This window comes from Nostocoides japonicum T1-X7, from assembly GCF_001046855.1.
GTDB classification, from domain to species: Bacteria; Actinomycetota; Actinomycetes; order Actinomycetales; family Dermatophilaceae; genus Nostocoides; species Nostocoides japonicum.
Genome location: NZ_HF570958.1, coordinates 2,439,265 through 2,453,604, shown reverse-complemented (window position 1 = coordinate 2,453,604; position 14,340 = coordinate 2,439,265). Strand labels below are relative to the sequence as shown.

The following is a 14,340-nucleotide window of genomic DNA, read 5'->3' as shown; positions in this document are numbered from 1 at the left end:
GGCGGCGGCGGCCTTGGGGCGATTGCGGCGGGCGGGCTTGGGCTTGACCAGCCCCGCCGCGCGCTTCTCGACGTCGGACAGGTCGTACCCGTTCGCGGCGATGAACGTCAGGTAGTCGGCCGTGGCGGGCATGACACGTCGCCACGACTGGCGGTCGGTGCCCTTCTCCAAACTCGCGAGCAGACGGCACAGGGCGATCACCTGGGCGCGGCTCTCGGTCGCCTTCTCGATGAGGGCGGACCAGCCGTTGCCGTAGCCGTAGCCCTCGTGCTTCAGGCCGAACCACTCGGCGGCCAACTTCGACCCGCCGATGTCGGCCACGACCTCGGGGTGCTCGGTGACCACGCGGGCGATGAAGGCCGACGATCCCTTGGGGGCGGTCTTGCGGGTGGCGAACGTGGCCAGCCAGTCGCGGCGGACCGGCTCGGCGGTGTCCCACGCCTTGTTGGAATCGATCACGTCCCGGCGCTCTGCTCGGGCCTGCTCGCGCTGCTCGGGGCTCATGTCGGCCACCTTCAGCTCGGACGAGGCGCTCCCGTGGTTGTACAGGTCGACGTGGCCCGCGCCGCGCCAGTCGGTGCAGACGTACTCGGGTTCGGCCTGCCGGACGCGGACTTCCTTGCCCTTCTCGTTCTTCTCCCAGCCGGTGCTGATCCGCAGGTAGGCCGCGTGTCCGGGGCACTTGGCGTGGGTGGCCTTGTTGTAGGCGCGTCCGCCCTCCTTGGCCGCGAGCCGGTGCAGCGCGGCGGTGGTCTTGTCGTCGTAGGACGGGCGGTCGACGACGGGCACGCCCTTGCCGGTCAGCTTCTCGGTCATGGCGGCGATCGCGGCGGCGTCCTCGCGCTCGTCGCGCAGGCGCTGCGCTGCGTGGTCGAACCCGTGGCCCTCCTTGGCGGCGAGCATGAGTGCCTTGACGGCCTCCGCGTCGTCCTCGAACTCGGCGAGGGTCGCGGCCTGATCGAGGGTGAGGTAGTCCCAGCGCTGAGCCGCCTTCTCGGCCAACTCGCTGCCCGCGACGACGAGGGCCGCGTCGACCTCGGCGCGCGGGCGAGCGGTGCGTCGCTTGATCTGCGCGGCCGTGAGTCCGAACGCGGCCAGCTGCTTGACGCCCGCGATCCGGTCGGAGGTCGTCATGCCGGTGCGGTGGTCGTTCTCGGCCATCTGGTGCACGATCCGGTCGGCGTCCTCCGGTCGGTCGACGACCACGGCGGGGATGCTCGAGCGCTTGGCCTCAAGGGCGGCGAGGGTGCGGCGCTGGCCGCGCAGGACGACGAACCGGCCCTGCTCGTCGTAGTGGCCGACCACGGGCTCCAGCACGCCGAGTTCACGGATGCTGGCCACGAACTCGGCGGTGAGGTTGGCCTCACTGCGGACGTTGAGGCCGACGACCGCAGTGGCGGGATCGACCTGGACGAGGGTGATCTGCTCGGCGGCTGGGGCCTCCGGGGTGGGTGTGGCGTTGGTGTCCATCTGTGCTGCTCCTTGTCAAATAGAACGAACTGACATGCGCTATTCTCGTCGCGTCCAAGGGGGAGTCGTAGAGCGTGCGGCGAGCCTGTGGACAACGCGCCGTGGGACAGAGGACTGTGGAAATGTGGCCCTTCGTCAGGTGCCGTGTCAGGGCGCCCGGCCCCGTCCTCCACCCGGTCCGGGCCAGGTGGACCGGATGTCGCGAGGGACCGGGAATGACGAGCGGGTGGGTGTTAGGAAATCGAGGAGGAGTGCCGTGGTGGAGACCGTTGGGGAGACGATCTCGACCGGTGCCTACTGGGACCCGGACACCTGGCAACTGGCCCGAGCGGCATACGTGGCCGACCTGGACAACGACCCCGATGCTCCGGGCGCCTTCATCGGCTGGATCCACCGAGCCATCGAGCAGCACGTCGCGCGCGGAGTCCGCGGCCGCGCACGCCTACGGCTCGAGGAGTTGGCACCTGCCGGCGGCGGTCGTCGGGGCTTCAACCGGCACCACCCGTTGCGAGCCGACACCAGGGCCGCGCTCGAGCTCGCGATCGTGGAGGACCGTCGAGGCTCAGGCGTACCGCTCAGCCGGTCTGGCTTTCTCCGTGAGGCCGTCCTCGCCGCGATCGACGCCTCGAGGCGCCGTGCCGGTGATGAACTGACGCCGATCCCTGGCCGGCTGCCCAACCACCCGGTCCGGAGCTGACGCCCCTCACCCGGCGGACTGCCCAGTTCCGCCAGCTGGCGGAAGCGACTGAAGCCGCAGCCGCGCAAGAGTCCCGTGCTCGAGGACCGGCACACCCCTGGCTCGACATCCGACTGCGCCGCCGCGAATGGTCGACAGGTCCGTTCTCTCGGCGCTAGTTGAGCAGCGCCGGAGCGGATCTTGCGGGTGTTTGGCTCAGATCGCTGGGCCACGGGCGTGGCCGAGAGGCGGTCGCAAGGGCGGGAGCTCGCGATGCGGGACCGGAGACCACGCCTGCGGGGCCGTCACGGGATGGTCGGGGGTGGCCGCCGCTGACAGAGCCTGGTGGGCGCGGTCGGCCGCGTCCGCGACCTGCCTCGCATTGGTGGCCGCCAGGCTGAGTTGCTCGTGGACCTCTCCCGCCAGGCCTTGCGGGTCACCGGCGAACTCACCGCCGACGACGACGACGTCGTCAGGGACGAGGCGTTGCAGGCTCGCGTCAACCTGGTGCAGCGCTTGTGGCAGGCGCCTGGCCAGCAGGGTCAGCTCGGCCATGAGGTCATAGAGCGCAGGAGCGTCCAAGCGCGCAGCTCCGGGTTGGGTGAGGTGGTTGACAGCTCGCACGCCGGCCGCAGCTGCCCGAGCCGCCTCAAGGGCCGTCTCGTCCCGCTGGTGGCCGGTCAAGGCGTGGCGCCTTGGAGAGGCGTGGTCGTGAGGGCTGCCGCCGCGTCACGACGTTGACGGATCAACGCGGTGCTCAAGTCTGGTGTGGTCGTCATGATTCCTGAAGCCGCACACGGGCTCTCGGCGGACAGCCGGCAGGCAGCTTCAACCTGGTACTGCGCTAGATTTTGCTATATGAGACCTACAAATGCTATCGGCGCTATAGTCTGCTCATGACGCGACAAACGAATCCGTACCGGCCTGGCTTCGCCCAGCATCCGGTGCTGCTCGCAGGGCGCGGGACAGTCATCGCGGGCGCGAGCGAAGCCCTCGACGTGGCCGCGCTCGACGGGCGAATGCCCCGGCCTCTGATCCTCGTGGGCGTCCGAGGGGTCGGCAAGACGGTCGCTCTGAACGAGATCTCCTCGTTAGCGGCCGCCGAACACAGCTGGGTGGGCGTCCACGTCGAGGTCAAGCCGCGAACGACCTTCCTCCCTGAGCTCGTCGAGCGCCTTGCAGACGCCGAGCGGTTGCTGACCCAGCCCCCGACCGCGGGCCGGATGCAGCTCACCGAGGCGCGGGTGAGGGCTGGCGCCTTTGGTGTCGGCGGGGAGGCCGGTTTCACCCGCGCTTCGGCGAGCCGTCCGCCGGCGGACGCAGTCGAGGGCGCGCTGGCCGCCACGACGTCCGCGGCGATCGAGCGGACGTCGGGCCTCGTGCTGACGCTCGACGAGGTCCACCTGGCCACCCGCGAGGACCTCGCCGCGCTCACCGCAGCACTCCAGCGGCATGTTCCCGACGGCTGGCCGATCGTCGTCGCCGTGGCCGGTCTCCCGAGCCTGCGTGATCCTCGATCGTCGGTCACCTACCTCGAGCGAGGCGAGTGGCACGAGCTTGGACTCCTGGGTCCGACCGACACCCTCGAGGCGCTGGCCCAGCCGGCGAGCCTCGCCGGACGGCCGATGGACTCCGCGGCCGCAGACCTGCTCGCGGCCGCCAGCGGTGGCTACCCCTACGCCATCCAGGTCGTCGGCCACCATGCATGGCGGGCATCCAGCGGATCCAGCACTATCACGGCAGCCCATGCCCGACGGGCCATGACCGCCGCACAAGCGGATCTGGCCGGGGGGCTCTACGCAGGCCGCTGGCACGACACCAGCAGCAAGCAACGCGACTACATGGCGGCCATGGCGGCGCAGCTCGTCGAGGAGGGCATCGTGACCCACGCTGACGTCGCCCGCCGACTTGGCAAGGCGCCGGCCGCCCTGTCCTACCTGCGTGCGCGGCTGCTGGCGAAGGGCACGATCTTCTCTGACGGACCAAGCCTGCGGTTCCTGGTCCCGGGCATGGCGGCGTGGATCACCGAGACCGACGGGCATCGATGACCTGAGGGACGCCGCCAAACGGTCGACGGCCTGAGTGGCGCGACCAGGGTTCTGCTGGTGGATAACGTCAGCCGTCCCGATCTTGCCGGCGCGGGTGCCAACGAGTGGACGGACGACCAACCGGGTCATGCGCCCACGGCGCGGGCCGGCTTGGTCGAACTACCTCCGAGAGGGCTGGCAGCACGATCCAACTGCATGGCCCGGTGGAGCCGACTGGTTCCCTCGGGCTCACCCGTGTGAGCCCCGACTCCGTCCCGGCGACGCGGGGCCTTGGCCGAGTCGATCTCGTGGCGCTGGCGAAGTCGCAGGACGGTCCGGCCGGAGACGCCGACGGCGTTGCCGATCTCGCCGTCCGAAGACCCTCTGGTGGCCAGCACGCGCACGGCCTCGACGCGCTCCTCCTGAGTTAGCCGCAGACTGGTATCGCACGCCATCCCTGCCCGCCCTGTCGCCACCGCCCGGTCGACCGCAACGTGGTCGACGTCGACCCGAGATGCCGGGCCGAGGTCAGGGACAGCACGAAAGTCGTCGATCGCGTCCTCATCCCACGCCAGGGGTGGCGCGTATCCCTTGGCGTGGGCGCGATCGCGACATGCTTGAGAGGGCCCGGGCATCATGCTCAGCCGGTCATATACGTCGCGGGTCTGCCGCCACCCGGCCACGGTGATCCAGTCGCGCCCCGCGCGGGTGACCAGCTGGGCCGAGGGCACACCGGCGGCGTCGAGGTCGGCCTTGCGCCACCCGATGGCCATGAGTGCCTGGACCCGCCTCGTGGCACCGATGCTGGGCACGTTGCCACTCGCCTGCTCAAACACGTCGGCCAGCGTCAGTCGCGCGACGCGTTCGGCGGTCTGGCGCTGCACGAGGTCGTGGTGGCCGCCGACGAGCTGGCCGACGGCGGTGTCGCTGAGGCCGGCCGCGCGGGCCATCGCGCGGAGTGGAACCCGCGCATCGACCAGGTCTCGCAACCGCGCACGGGTTGGGTCAGCGGGAACGTAGCGACGCTGGCCGCGGGCTCGCTCGCGGTTGTAGGCGACCTCCCAAGTCTTGTTGTAGCTCATCTGGCGACTCCCGACGTGTGCGGCCCTGCAGGTGTTCACCGCCCAAAGCCGCTGCGGACAGCGGGGGTGGACACGGCGCCGGAATCGAGTTGTCCACCAGGGCGGTTGGCGATCGCCTTGGGAAGGCAGACGACCCCGAAACCTGTGGGTGTATAGCACTATGCAGACGACCTCCGAGGCCTGTATAGTACTATACAGGCCTCGGAGGTCGTCGATGCCCCGAGCGCGACACCCTGGAAGAGGTGGGCACGATGCAGTCATGGACCCATGAACAAGCCACCACGCCAGAGGTGGTGAGGTTGGAACACCAGCGAGTCGCGACCCTGGCGTCCGCCGAGATCCTGCGCAGGACGCGGCATCCGAAGGCGGCCGAACAGCTCTTGGCCTCGGCAGCCGAGCTCGCGGCGGAGCTGGAGACCGTGCAGGCAGGTGGTGAATGCCGCCATCGGGCCTGCTTGGTGTGCGGGTGCACCGACGCCCACGCATGTGAGGGCGGGTGCCGCTGGGTGTGTGCAGCCGTCGGCGTCGACCTGTGCAGTCGGTGCGTGCCAATCGTCGACCCCAACCACGTCCAGGGCGGGCGACTGAGCCTTCTCCTCGCCGTGGTGAACCCGGACGAGGCAGGTCTCTGATGCCCTTCGACGCGGTGTACAGCCACAGCAACCCTCGGGTGCGCAAGCTGAGCGACGCGCAGAGGCGGGAGGCGGTCGAGCTCTACGAGCAGGGGTGGATGCTCGGGGAGATCGGCGCCCGGTACGGCGTCAGTGCCGGCGCGATCAACTACCACGTGGCCCAACGGACAATCCTGATTCGGGACAGGACGCCGAAGGCCAAGCAGGCGATGGCTCTTCGCCGGCGTGAGCACCGACGACTGCGCCTCGCAGCCTTGGGAGGTGCCTCGTGAGCGCGGTCGCCGGCGTCATGCCGGTGATGAGGTTCCAGATGGTGCCGATCCGGGATCTTCGCGCCAACCCAGCCAATGTCAGGGAGCAGCTCGAGGAGATCGGGCCGCTGGCCGCGTCGATCCGCACCCAGGGGATTCTTCAACCGCTCATCGTCAACCGGATCCGTGGCGCGTTTCTGGTCACCGACGGGCACCGCCGCCTCGCGGCGGCCAAGCTGGCCATGGTCCCCGCCGCACCCTGCCTGGTCACCTCCGGGGCGGGTACCCGCGACGTGATCGCGACGATGTGCGCGGCGGCGATGCACCAGGAGCTGACCCCCTTGGAGCAGGCGAGGGCGTTCGAGCGGCTGCGCGTCGAGGGAATGACCACGGCCGACGTGGCACTGAGCACCGGGTACTCTTCCAGGCTGGTCCGCCAACGCCTGCTGCTGCTGAACCTGCCCCGGGAAGCCCAGGACCTCCTCGACGAGGGGAAGCTCACCGTCACCGCGGCCGCCGAGCTCGCGGCCACGCTAGGCACCGCTCCGAAGGCGACGGCAGCCTTGCGGCGCCCCAAGCAGAGCCACCTGGGGCGTGCCCACCCGCTGGCCACACGACTGAACTGCGCCCACGGTGACGTTCGCGTCCTTGTCGGTGGGGTGGCGTGTGGGCAGTGCTGGGAGCAAGCGATCCGCGACGACGCCACGCGGTCGTGACCGTCAGCAGTTCCGCGCCGGTCTGTACAGTCGTAGACACCGCCGGTGTCGACGAGGAGTGGACCATGCTGGACGAGTCGCTGCCAGAGCTGAAGGCCTTGGCCAAGGCTCGAGCCGACAACGACCGCGCGGACCGCGAACGGGATCGAACCCGTGACCATCTTCGTGAGGCCGTGGTGTCCGCTGTGGCCGTGGGAGTGCCCGAGGCAGAGGTCGCCCGGCGCGCCGGAGTCACCCGGATGACGGTCCGGGCCTGGGTGGGCAAGTAGGCGCTCACGCCACGGCGGGACCATCCGCCCTTGTCCGCCTGGGGCATGACCGACGGCGTTGGGGACAACACCGGAGCGAACCTCGGCCACGGGGAGAACTCCACCGGAATCCCTCGGAGGAACGCCATGGCGATCGCCTCAATCGGCGCCCGGCTCACCGCCGGCTTGTCCGACGCGCTGCTCCTGAGCCGGCAGCTGCACCAAGGCTTGGCGGGGTGCCGACGACACCTTCAAGGATCGGCTCGGCGTGAGTTCGTCGAGCCGATCATGTGCGAGCTGCAGGTGCTCGCCCAAGAGGTGCTGATCGGGCTGCACGGCGTCGTAGGCCTCGCCGGGCTCGTGGCCGCCGCCTCGAGCATCGGCCTCGGGGACGACCCCGGGCTCGAGTTGCTCGACATCGCGCTGCGGCTCGCCACTGACTCGGCGGCGGCCGCGGCCTCGGCCAGTGCCGCGGCCACCCACGCCCTGTCCTACAAGCCGGCCACCGGCAGCTGTGAGGCGACCACGATGTGCGACCGATTCCTGCGCACGGCGTGTGTGGAGTCGGCGACCGTCGTCGACCAGCTGGAGTCGGCGATCGCCGCGGCCTCGGCCATGATGAGCGGACGGCCACGACTCAGGCTGGCTCAGTGACCAGGCAGCCGCTCCGCGTCCTGCTCGCGCTGGCTACGGCGCTGGCGGCGGCCGCCGTGCTCACACCGCACCTGCACAGGCCTCAACCAGTGGGCGAGGAAGGCGCCGTGGTGGTGACAGCGGTCCTCGACGGGGACACATTGCGCGCTCAGGACCTGAACGGCGACGACCTCGGCCGGGTGCGGCTCCTTGGCGTCGATGCACCCGAACTGGCCCGCGACGGCCGTCCCGCTCAATGCTGGGCCGAGGAAGCATCCGCGGCCTTGCACGAGGCGACGCCCGTGGGAGCTCGGATCACTCTGCAGCGCGACCCCACTCAACCCGATCGCGACTCCTACGGGCGGCTGCTGCGTTACGTGGCCCGTCACGGCGTCGACGTCCAGCGCGACCTGCTCCGCGCAGGCGCCGCCCGTTCGCGGGCCTCCTCCCCCGCTCTGCAACGCCAGCACGTCTATACCGTGGCGGCGGGCGACGCACAGCAGGCAAGGCGGGGCCTGTGGAGCGGGTGTGGGCGATGACCCCCAACAAGGAAGGGAGGTGTCGCTGTGGATGGCGATGACCTAGCCGATGACAGGGCATCGGAGCGGGCCTCGTTAGCCGAGGACCTGGTCGCCCAAGAACACCGGTTGCGAGAGCAGCAACGGCGTCAGGCCGAGCGCACAGCTGACGACGTCGTTCGGGAGGAGGTGGTGCGACCGGTTCGCCGATAGGCGAATGACCAGAACGGGACGCCGTCGCTCAAGGCCACTACGCGCCCGGTGACGGCGTCCCTCTGGGTCCCCGCCCCTTCAGCCGGCGGACGTGACCAACGCGAGCTGCGGCCGCCGGGCGGGCCCGGACAGCGCATGGACGCGCTCGTGCATCTGCGGGGAGCTCGAGCAACGCAGCAGGAACCGGGACAGCGCCTCGCCCAACCCGGACTCACGCACACGGTCATCCCCGACGTCACGAACGGTGGCGACCCACGCCCGCTCCCAGACACCCACCAGATAGGTCAGCGCGCAGCCCACCAGGAGCACCCCGGCGACTCCGACCTGGTCGGCCATGACGGCTTGGACGGCCGCCACCAGCGCAACGAGGAGGCGGCCCTTCCAGGCCAGCCCAACCAGCGGAAGCCGCCGGAACGGAGCGGCCAGAGCGGACCCGAAAGCCCGGACGAGCTGCCAAGGCAGCGTCCAGAACTCGAGCGCCGGATCGGAGCGGACTGCCCCGCTGAGGACGACGCCCGCGCCGTGCCCCAGAACGGCGGCCGCCTGGTCGACGGGGAGCTGGTCGTCACGCACGGCCCCCACCAGGCCGGCCGAGACGACCAGTGTCCGTCGACCGGCCCCGAAGGCCGCGATGGAAACAGAGGAGTCCTGCACGAGCAGCCGAAGACCTCCCATCGGCACGCCACGCTGGCAGAGCAAGGCCACCGCGGGCGCCAGGGCGTCGGCCTCGGCAGGGCTGAGGTGCCGAGAGCGGCAGAGGATCCGGACCGCCAGGTCCTCGCCGAACCCCAGAAGCAGGGCAGCCATGACGACCAGGCCCGCGATGAACACGCCGAGCCCGACGAACGGGGGCAGGACCGCCCCCACCATGAACGTGAGCATCACGCTGACCAGCACAGCCGGTCCGTAGGCCAGCAGTTTCCTGAACGACGTCACCACCGCCATCGCCTCTCCTCGTTCGCATGCACTAGTGCCTACGTCTCGACTGTTGACGGTGCTGACCGCCACGAGAGCACCGGTCGGCCTTAGGCCTACGAGAAGCAGTGTCGTCCCCACCTACGACAGTCCCGACCTGGCTTATCCACAGGCGCGCAGGAGCTCCTGCCTCAGCGGCGCGGGATCTGAGTGGATGGACCCACGACAACTCTCACGCACAAGGAGACCGATCATGATGCACACCGACACCCGGCCGACCAGTCACGACCCCGCGGGATGCTTGGCATCCGCGGCCGCCCTTCTGGCCCGCGCGTCCGACCTCACCTGGACCCAGGCTCAGGCCGACCCGGCTCTCGGGCTGCGCTTCGAGGGCCTTGGCCTGGACCTGGCCGCGGCTCAGGCCGCGAACCTTCAGCCGGGTGGTTCGGCCGGCGACATCACCGACGTCGACGTCGACGACCCGTTGGACCTGATCCGCGCGGCCGAGGAGGTCCTGCGGCGGTGCCCGATCGAGGACTTCCCCGCCGGCACCTCGCAGCTGGTCGGCGCCGTCTGCGATCTGATCGGGGAACACTCCACATGACCGGCGTCGACCAGCGCAGCGTCGGAGAGCTGCTCCTCGAGGCGGATCACACCGCCAGATCCATCCTGGTCGACGTCGGGGACATGGACGCAGCCACGATGCTGCGGACCTGGGGCGAGGTCGTCCAAGGAGCCGCCGAGCTGTGGCGGGCGCTGCCGACGACCACCCCGCCCCTGCCGGGTACAGCACGGCGGACACCCGACGCTGCCGACCTCACGATGCAGCGTCTGGAGGCCATGACCAACGCTAGGCACCGCCGCCGTGAGGCCGGCTGGCCGGGGGACGGGCCCCCGGACGAACGACACCTCCAGATCGCCGGCGCATTCGCTCGAGCCGAGGACCTGATCTCTCGGCACGCCAGCCGACCCGTCGTGCTCAACGCCCGCCAGCGGGCCGACCTCGACGCAGCTCGCACGCGGATCATGCACACCCTCTACCTCGGCGCGCACGGCGTGAGCGTCGCCGTTGGCCACCACTTGCGTGGTCTCGAGTCGAAGGTCGCCATCCACGGGACTCTCCCCGCGGGGCAGTCGCTGCGGCAGGTTCGAACGGCATACGAGCACTTGGCTGCATTCGAACAACTCGCTGGGGCCATCGTCGCCAAGACCTACCCGGCCGCGCTGGCAGGAGAGCATCGCGACCCGCCGGCCGCGAGCCGTCTGGCTCAGGCCTTGGCCGACTGGGACGTCGTCGCCCATCGCGCCCTGGTGGACGACCCTCGCACTGCCGACCTAATGCTCGCTGCCCGCACTCAAGCTCTGATCCTCACTGGAAGCAACGCCCTCCTGCGCTCGGCTGCGGCGGCGGGCTACGTCGACCGGACGCATCACGATGACCGCCTCGAGCCCGCGCTCGTCGCCACCCAGGAGCGCTGGGAGACTCTCGCCGTGACGATGGCGGCCCTGACCCCGCCGCACGAGCGGCGAACGAACCCTGATCTGACCGCGGCGAGCCTGGAGGTTCGAGCGACACTGCGCGAACTCCTCCTCGACGCGGCCACCACAGCCACGCCGGCGCTGATCGCGCAGCGCACCGACCTCGGCCTCATTCCCAGCACCGTGGGACAAGCCCTCGCCGCCAATCTCGACCTGGCCCATCTCACCAGCCAGGCCCTGCACGATCGCAGACTGACCGGAGCGGCACGAGGCATCCACGACATGGCGACCGCGATCTGGCGCAGCGAGTCGCATCCGAACATGATCGACGGCAGCCCGTTGCAGGCCGCCGTTGCACCGAAAGACCTCCTGGCCAATCGAGCCATTCCCCTCCCACGCGCTATCCGCGGTCAGATCCTCGACGCCGCCGGGTCACTCGTCGAGGTCGCCGCAACTGCCATGAGCGCGGGCTCCCAGCTGGGAGGAAGGGCGCCCGCGCTCCCCCGCGACGCTGACCCCTCATCGAGCCCGGGTCGGGTCACTCAGGATCGCGTCGTCGGCCTTGGCACTTCGAGGGACCTTCCCGCCATGGGATGCGAAAGGTGAGCCTCATTCTGGCGCTTACCAGCGGAGTGTGGCGTGATGGTGAACTTCGAATCGTCGGCGTCGCGTGCGACCTCCCATGCGTCTCTCGCGAGGCGCAGGACGAAGGTGTGGGCACAGCCGCCGTGGAGGTACAGACGTGAGGACCCTGCCACGCAACGGCGGGCTCGCCGTCTTCGAAGTCGCGGAAGCAGAGGAGGCAACCTGCTCAGCGTCGGGGTAGAACCGGTCGTCGGTGTGGATCACAGCCATGACCTCACCCTGTCGTGGGAGGCAGGGTGACGCCCCACGACGGCGTCCAGCGCGAATCGCCGGCGGGGCGCCACGTCCCAAGGCGAGGCGCCGGCGAGCTGGATCCTCCGATGCGGCTCCGCCCGTGGCGACGGCAAAATCGGTGACCGAGAGCTCGGAGTCAAGCACCGACAGGAGCCGGAGCATCGTTGTCCTAGCGAACAGCCGAACAGTTCTATCGGTGGAGCTCGGCGGGACTCCCCAACAGCCTGCTGCCTGAGCATCTGCACTTCTGCGCGGCTACCACAAGCGGCGGCTCAAGCGGCTGACGGTGTTTGGGGCAGCCGGACAACAAAGGTCGATCCGCGGCCAAGTCCCTCACTGGCGGCGTCGATGGTTCCGCCGTGCGCCTCGACGATGGCGCGACTGATGGTCAGGCCGATCCCGGTGCCGCCGTCGTGGGTGGACCGGGCGGGGTCGCTGCGATAGAACCGCTCGAAGAGGTGGGGCAGGTGCTCGGGCGCGATGCCCTCGCCGTCGTCCTCGACCCGTAGTTCGGCGCCACCGTGGGGGAGGGCGCGGATGTCGATCCGGACGTGACCGCCGGCCGGTGTGTGCCGCAGGGCGTTGGCGAGGAGGTTGGCGAGGACCTGCTGCATCCGTTGCTGGTCGACGACCGCGGCAACGGCCGATGGTGCATGCACCGTCAGCGACACCTCTTTGCGGTCAAAGGCGTCTTGGCCCGTCCGCGCTGCGGCCCGGGCCGCCTCCGTGAGGTCGGTGGGGAGCGGGCTGAGCCGCAGCTGCTGTTCCTGGGCGCGGCTGACTGCGGCGACGTCGTCGGCAAGTCGGTGCAGCCGAGCAGCGCTGCCTCGGATCACCTGGAGCATCGAGTCGTCCGGATCGCGCACGCCGTCCTCGACGGCGTCCAGGTGCATCTCGATGGTGGCGATGGGTGTCCGCAGCTCGTGGCCGAGGTCGGACAGGAGGCGCCGCCGCGTGCGTTCGGTGTCCTCGAGCCGTTGGGCCAGGTCGTTGACCGTGGCCCCGAGGCTGTCGAACTCGTCGCCGAGGCTCGAGGCGGGCACCCGCGCCGAGTACTGGCCGGCCGTGATGCGCCGGGTGGCCTCGACGACTGCTGTCGTGGACGAGCTCACCCGGTGGGTGAACCAGGCGGTGACGGCCAGGGCGGTTACCACCGAGACCAGCAGGGCCACCCCCATCGCGACGAGCAGGGAGTCGCGGAAGGCGCGTTCGATGTGGACGAGCTCGGGGTCCCCGTGCTGGGCGCGGGCCTCCACCAGGTGGCCGTGGAAGATCCCGGGTCCGACGAGCGAGGCCACGAGCCAGGACGTCCCGGCCCCGGCGACCAGGAGGAGGGCCTGGGCGATGAGCAGGCGCCGTCCGAGCCCTCCGCGCAGCCCGCGCTCGGCGGTCACCGGCCCGTCCCCATCCGGTAGCCGATACCGCGCACGGTGCGGATGTAGACCGGGTCTGCGGCGTCGTCGCCGAGCTTGCGGCGCAGGTGGCCGACGTGGACGTCGACGAGGTGCTCGTCTCCGACCCAGTCCGCGCCCCAGACGGCGTCGATGAGCTGGCGGCGGGAGAAGGCGAGCTTCGGGTGCTCGGCCAGCGCGGTCAGGACGTCGAACTCGGTGCGGGTCAGGTGGATCGGCTCGTCGTGCTGCCACACCTCCCGACCCGGGACGTCGATGACGAGCGCGCCGAACTCGAGGTGCTGGTCCCGGTCCGCCGCAGCATCGAGCCGTCGCGGCCGGCGCATCATGGCCTGGGCCCGCGCCACCAGCTCGCGCGGGCTGAACGGCTTGGTCAGGTAGTCGTCGGCCCCCACGGAGAGCCCCACGAGGGTGTCGACCTCGTCGTCTCGTGCGGTGACCATGACGACGTAGGCATCGGAGAAGGTCCGCAGCCTGCGGCACACCTCGATGCCGTCCATGCCCGGCAGCCCCAGGTCGAGGACGACCACGTCCGGGTCGAGGTGGCGCGCCTCGGCCAGCCCGGTGGCGCCGTCGTGAGCGAGACGGACCTCGAAGCCGGCCCGCTCGAGGTAGCTGCCGATGAGCGAGGCGATGTGCTCCTCGTCCTCGACGACGAGCGCGCGCATCGAGGTGACGCTCGAATCAGCGGGCATCGGCGTCGCGGGTGCGGTTCGTGGTGCGCATGGCCGTCATCGTGACAGAGCCGCGCGAGGGCGTGAGCCCCTGAGCTCCCCGGCGCCGGCTTCTTCAGGCTTTCTTCATGGCGCTGCTACAGCACCGACGTACCCGGAGGGCAGCGTGGTTCCTGGACGAGAGGTGGTGGCCCAGATGATGTGGGGATACCCGGTGGGTTGGGGTGGCTTCCTGGTGATGCTGGCGGCGATGGTGCTGCTGTGGACCCTCGTGGTCACGGCGATCGTCGTGCTCCTGCGGGTCGGCGACAGCAGGGCGCCGACGGCAGGACGCGAGGCGGCGGCACCCGGTCACTCGAGCCGGGGGGAGAGATGAGCGACCCCGTGATGGCGAGGCGTCTTGTCCTGGCCGGTGGCGTCGCCGGGCTGGGCGGGCTCCTCGTCGGGTGCGGGTCGCCCACCACGTCCGTCCGGCCGGGCGGGAGCGCGGTGGCCCGCGCCGAGGCCGCCCGGCG

At 70.4% G+C, this 14,340-nt stretch carries 17 protein-coding genes; 11 read left to right on the top strand and 6 right to left on the bottom strand.

The window, feature by feature from the left end; translation table 11 throughout:
* A partial coding sequence (locus BN12_RS10965) for a ParB/RepB/Spo0J family partition protein (RefSeq protein ID WP_048552439.1) occupies positions 1-1,470 on the bottom strand: 1,470 nt, incomplete at its 3' end.
* A 256-nt stretch (positions 1,471-1,726) separates the two neighbouring features.
* Here BN12_RS10965 and BN12_RS10960 point away from each other — a divergent pair.
* Complete coding sequence (locus tag BN12_RS10960) at positions 1,727-2,167, top strand: hypothetical protein (RefSeq protein WP_200901194.1); 441 nt, start codon at positions 1,727-1,729, stop codon at positions 2,165-2,167.
* A 195-nt stretch (positions 2,168-2,362) separates the two neighbouring features.
* Here BN12_RS10960 and BN12_RS24470 read toward each other — a convergent pair whose 3' ends face one another.
* Positions 2,363-2,701, bottom strand: coding sequence for a hypothetical protein (locus BN12_RS24470; RefSeq protein WP_157635451.1), 339 nt, complete (start codon positions 2,699-2,701; stop codon positions 2,363-2,365).
* Positions 2,702-3,042: 341 nt separating this feature from the next.
* On the opposite strand from BN12_RS24470, the gene BN12_RS10950 reads away from it, so the two are divergent.
* Positions 3,043-4,194 carry an ATP-binding protein gene (locus tag BN12_RS10950; protein WP_083454572.1) on the top strand — a complete coding sequence of 384 codons (1,152 nt, stop codon included), beginning with the start codon at positions 3,043-3,045 and terminating at the stop codon, positions 4,192-4,194.
* 125 nt (positions 4,195-4,319) lie between these two features.
* Here BN12_RS10950 and BN12_RS10945 read toward each other — a convergent pair whose 3' ends face one another.
* Positions 4,320-5,123: a hypothetical protein gene (locus tag BN12_RS10945; RefSeq protein ID WP_048552429.1), complete on the bottom strand. Its 804-nt coding sequence runs from the start codon at positions 5,121-5,123 to the stop codon at positions 4,320-4,322.
* Positions 5,124-5,497: 374 nt separating this feature from the next.
* Here BN12_RS10945 and BN12_RS10940 point away from each other — a divergent pair, with 374 nt between their 5' ends.
* The 6 genes from BN12_RS10940 (at position 5,498) to BN12_RS10915 (ending at position 8,274) form a co-directional block, all read left to right on the top strand.
* A complete protein-coding gene (locus BN12_RS10940) occupies positions 5,498-5,887 on the top strand; it encodes a hypothetical protein (RefSeq protein WP_157635450.1) in 390 nt (129 codons plus the stop codon).
* A complete protein-coding gene (locus BN12_RS10935) occupies positions 5,887-6,159 on the top strand; it encodes a helix-turn-helix domain-containing protein (protein ID WP_048552427.1) in 273 nt (90 codons plus the stop codon). Before BN12_RS10940 ends, BN12_RS10935 begins: the two co-directional genes overlap by 1 nt.
* The gene (locus tag BN12_RS10930; protein WP_048552426.1) at positions 6,156-6,854 is read left to right on the top strand and encodes a ParB/RepB/Spo0J family partition protein; all 699 of its coding nucleotides are present in this window, start codon (positions 6,156-6,158) and stop codon (positions 6,852-6,854) included. The genes BN12_RS10935 and BN12_RS10930 overlap by 4 nt, the downstream gene beginning before the upstream one ends.
* Positions 6,851-7,123, top strand: coding sequence for a hypothetical protein (locus BN12_RS10925; RefSeq protein WP_048552424.1), 273 nt, complete (start codon positions 6,851-6,853; stop codon positions 7,121-7,123). The genes BN12_RS10930 and BN12_RS10925 overlap by 4 nt, the downstream gene beginning before the upstream one ends.
* Before the next feature lie 126 nt (positions 7,124-7,249).
* Positions 7,250-7,756: a hypothetical protein gene (locus BN12_RS25140; RefSeq protein ID WP_048552423.1), complete on the top strand. Its 507-nt coding sequence runs from the start codon at positions 7,250-7,252 to the stop codon at positions 7,754-7,756.
* Positions 7,753-8,274, top strand: coding sequence for a thermonuclease family protein (locus tag BN12_RS10915; protein ID WP_048552422.1), 522 nt, complete (start codon positions 7,753-7,755; stop codon positions 8,272-8,274). Before BN12_RS25140 ends, BN12_RS10915 begins: the two co-directional genes overlap by 4 nt.
* A gap of 270 nt (positions 8,275-8,544) precedes the next feature.
* On the opposite strand, the gene BN12_RS10910 is transcribed toward BN12_RS10915, so the two are convergent.
* Entirely contained in the window at positions 8,545-9,411 is an 867-nt protein-coding gene (locus tag BN12_RS10910) for a hypothetical protein (RefSeq protein WP_048552421.1), read from the bottom strand.
* A 223-nt stretch (positions 9,412-9,634) separates the two neighbouring features.
* Between BN12_RS10910 and BN12_RS10905 the strand changes: the two genes are divergently transcribed.
* Positions 9,635-9,985 (top strand): hypothetical protein, encoded by a 351-nt coding sequence (locus BN12_RS10905; protein ID WP_048552419.1) that lies wholly within the window; start codon positions 9,635-9,637, stop codon positions 9,983-9,985.
* Positions 9,986-10,203: 218 nt separating this feature from the next.
* Entirely contained in the window at positions 10,204-11,466 is a 1,263-nt protein-coding gene (locus tag BN12_RS10900; protein WP_235432375.1) for a hypothetical protein, read from the top strand.
* A 545-nt stretch (positions 11,467-12,011) separates the two neighbouring features.
* Here BN12_RS10900 and BN12_RS10895 read toward each other — a convergent pair.
* Both BN12_RS10895 and BN12_RS10890 read right to left on the bottom strand, forming a co-directional pair.
* A complete protein-coding gene (locus tag BN12_RS10895; protein WP_048552415.1) occupies positions 12,012-13,133 on the bottom strand; it encodes a sensor histidine kinase in 1,122 nt (373 codons plus the stop codon).
* Positions 13,130-13,846: a response regulator transcription factor gene (locus BN12_RS10890; protein WP_048552412.1), complete on the bottom strand. Its 717-nt coding sequence runs from the start codon at positions 13,844-13,846 to the stop codon at positions 13,130-13,132. The genes BN12_RS10895 and BN12_RS10890 overlap by 4 nt, the downstream gene beginning before the upstream one ends.
* A 166-nt stretch (positions 13,847-14,012) precedes the next feature.
* Here BN12_RS10890 and BN12_RS25135 point away from each other — a divergent pair, with 166 nt between their 5' ends.
* Positions 14,013-14,201, top strand: coding sequence for a hypothetical protein (locus BN12_RS25135; protein ID WP_048552410.1), 189 nt, complete (start codon positions 14,013-14,015; stop codon positions 14,199-14,201).
* Positions 14,202-14,340 lie beyond the last annotated feature (139 nt).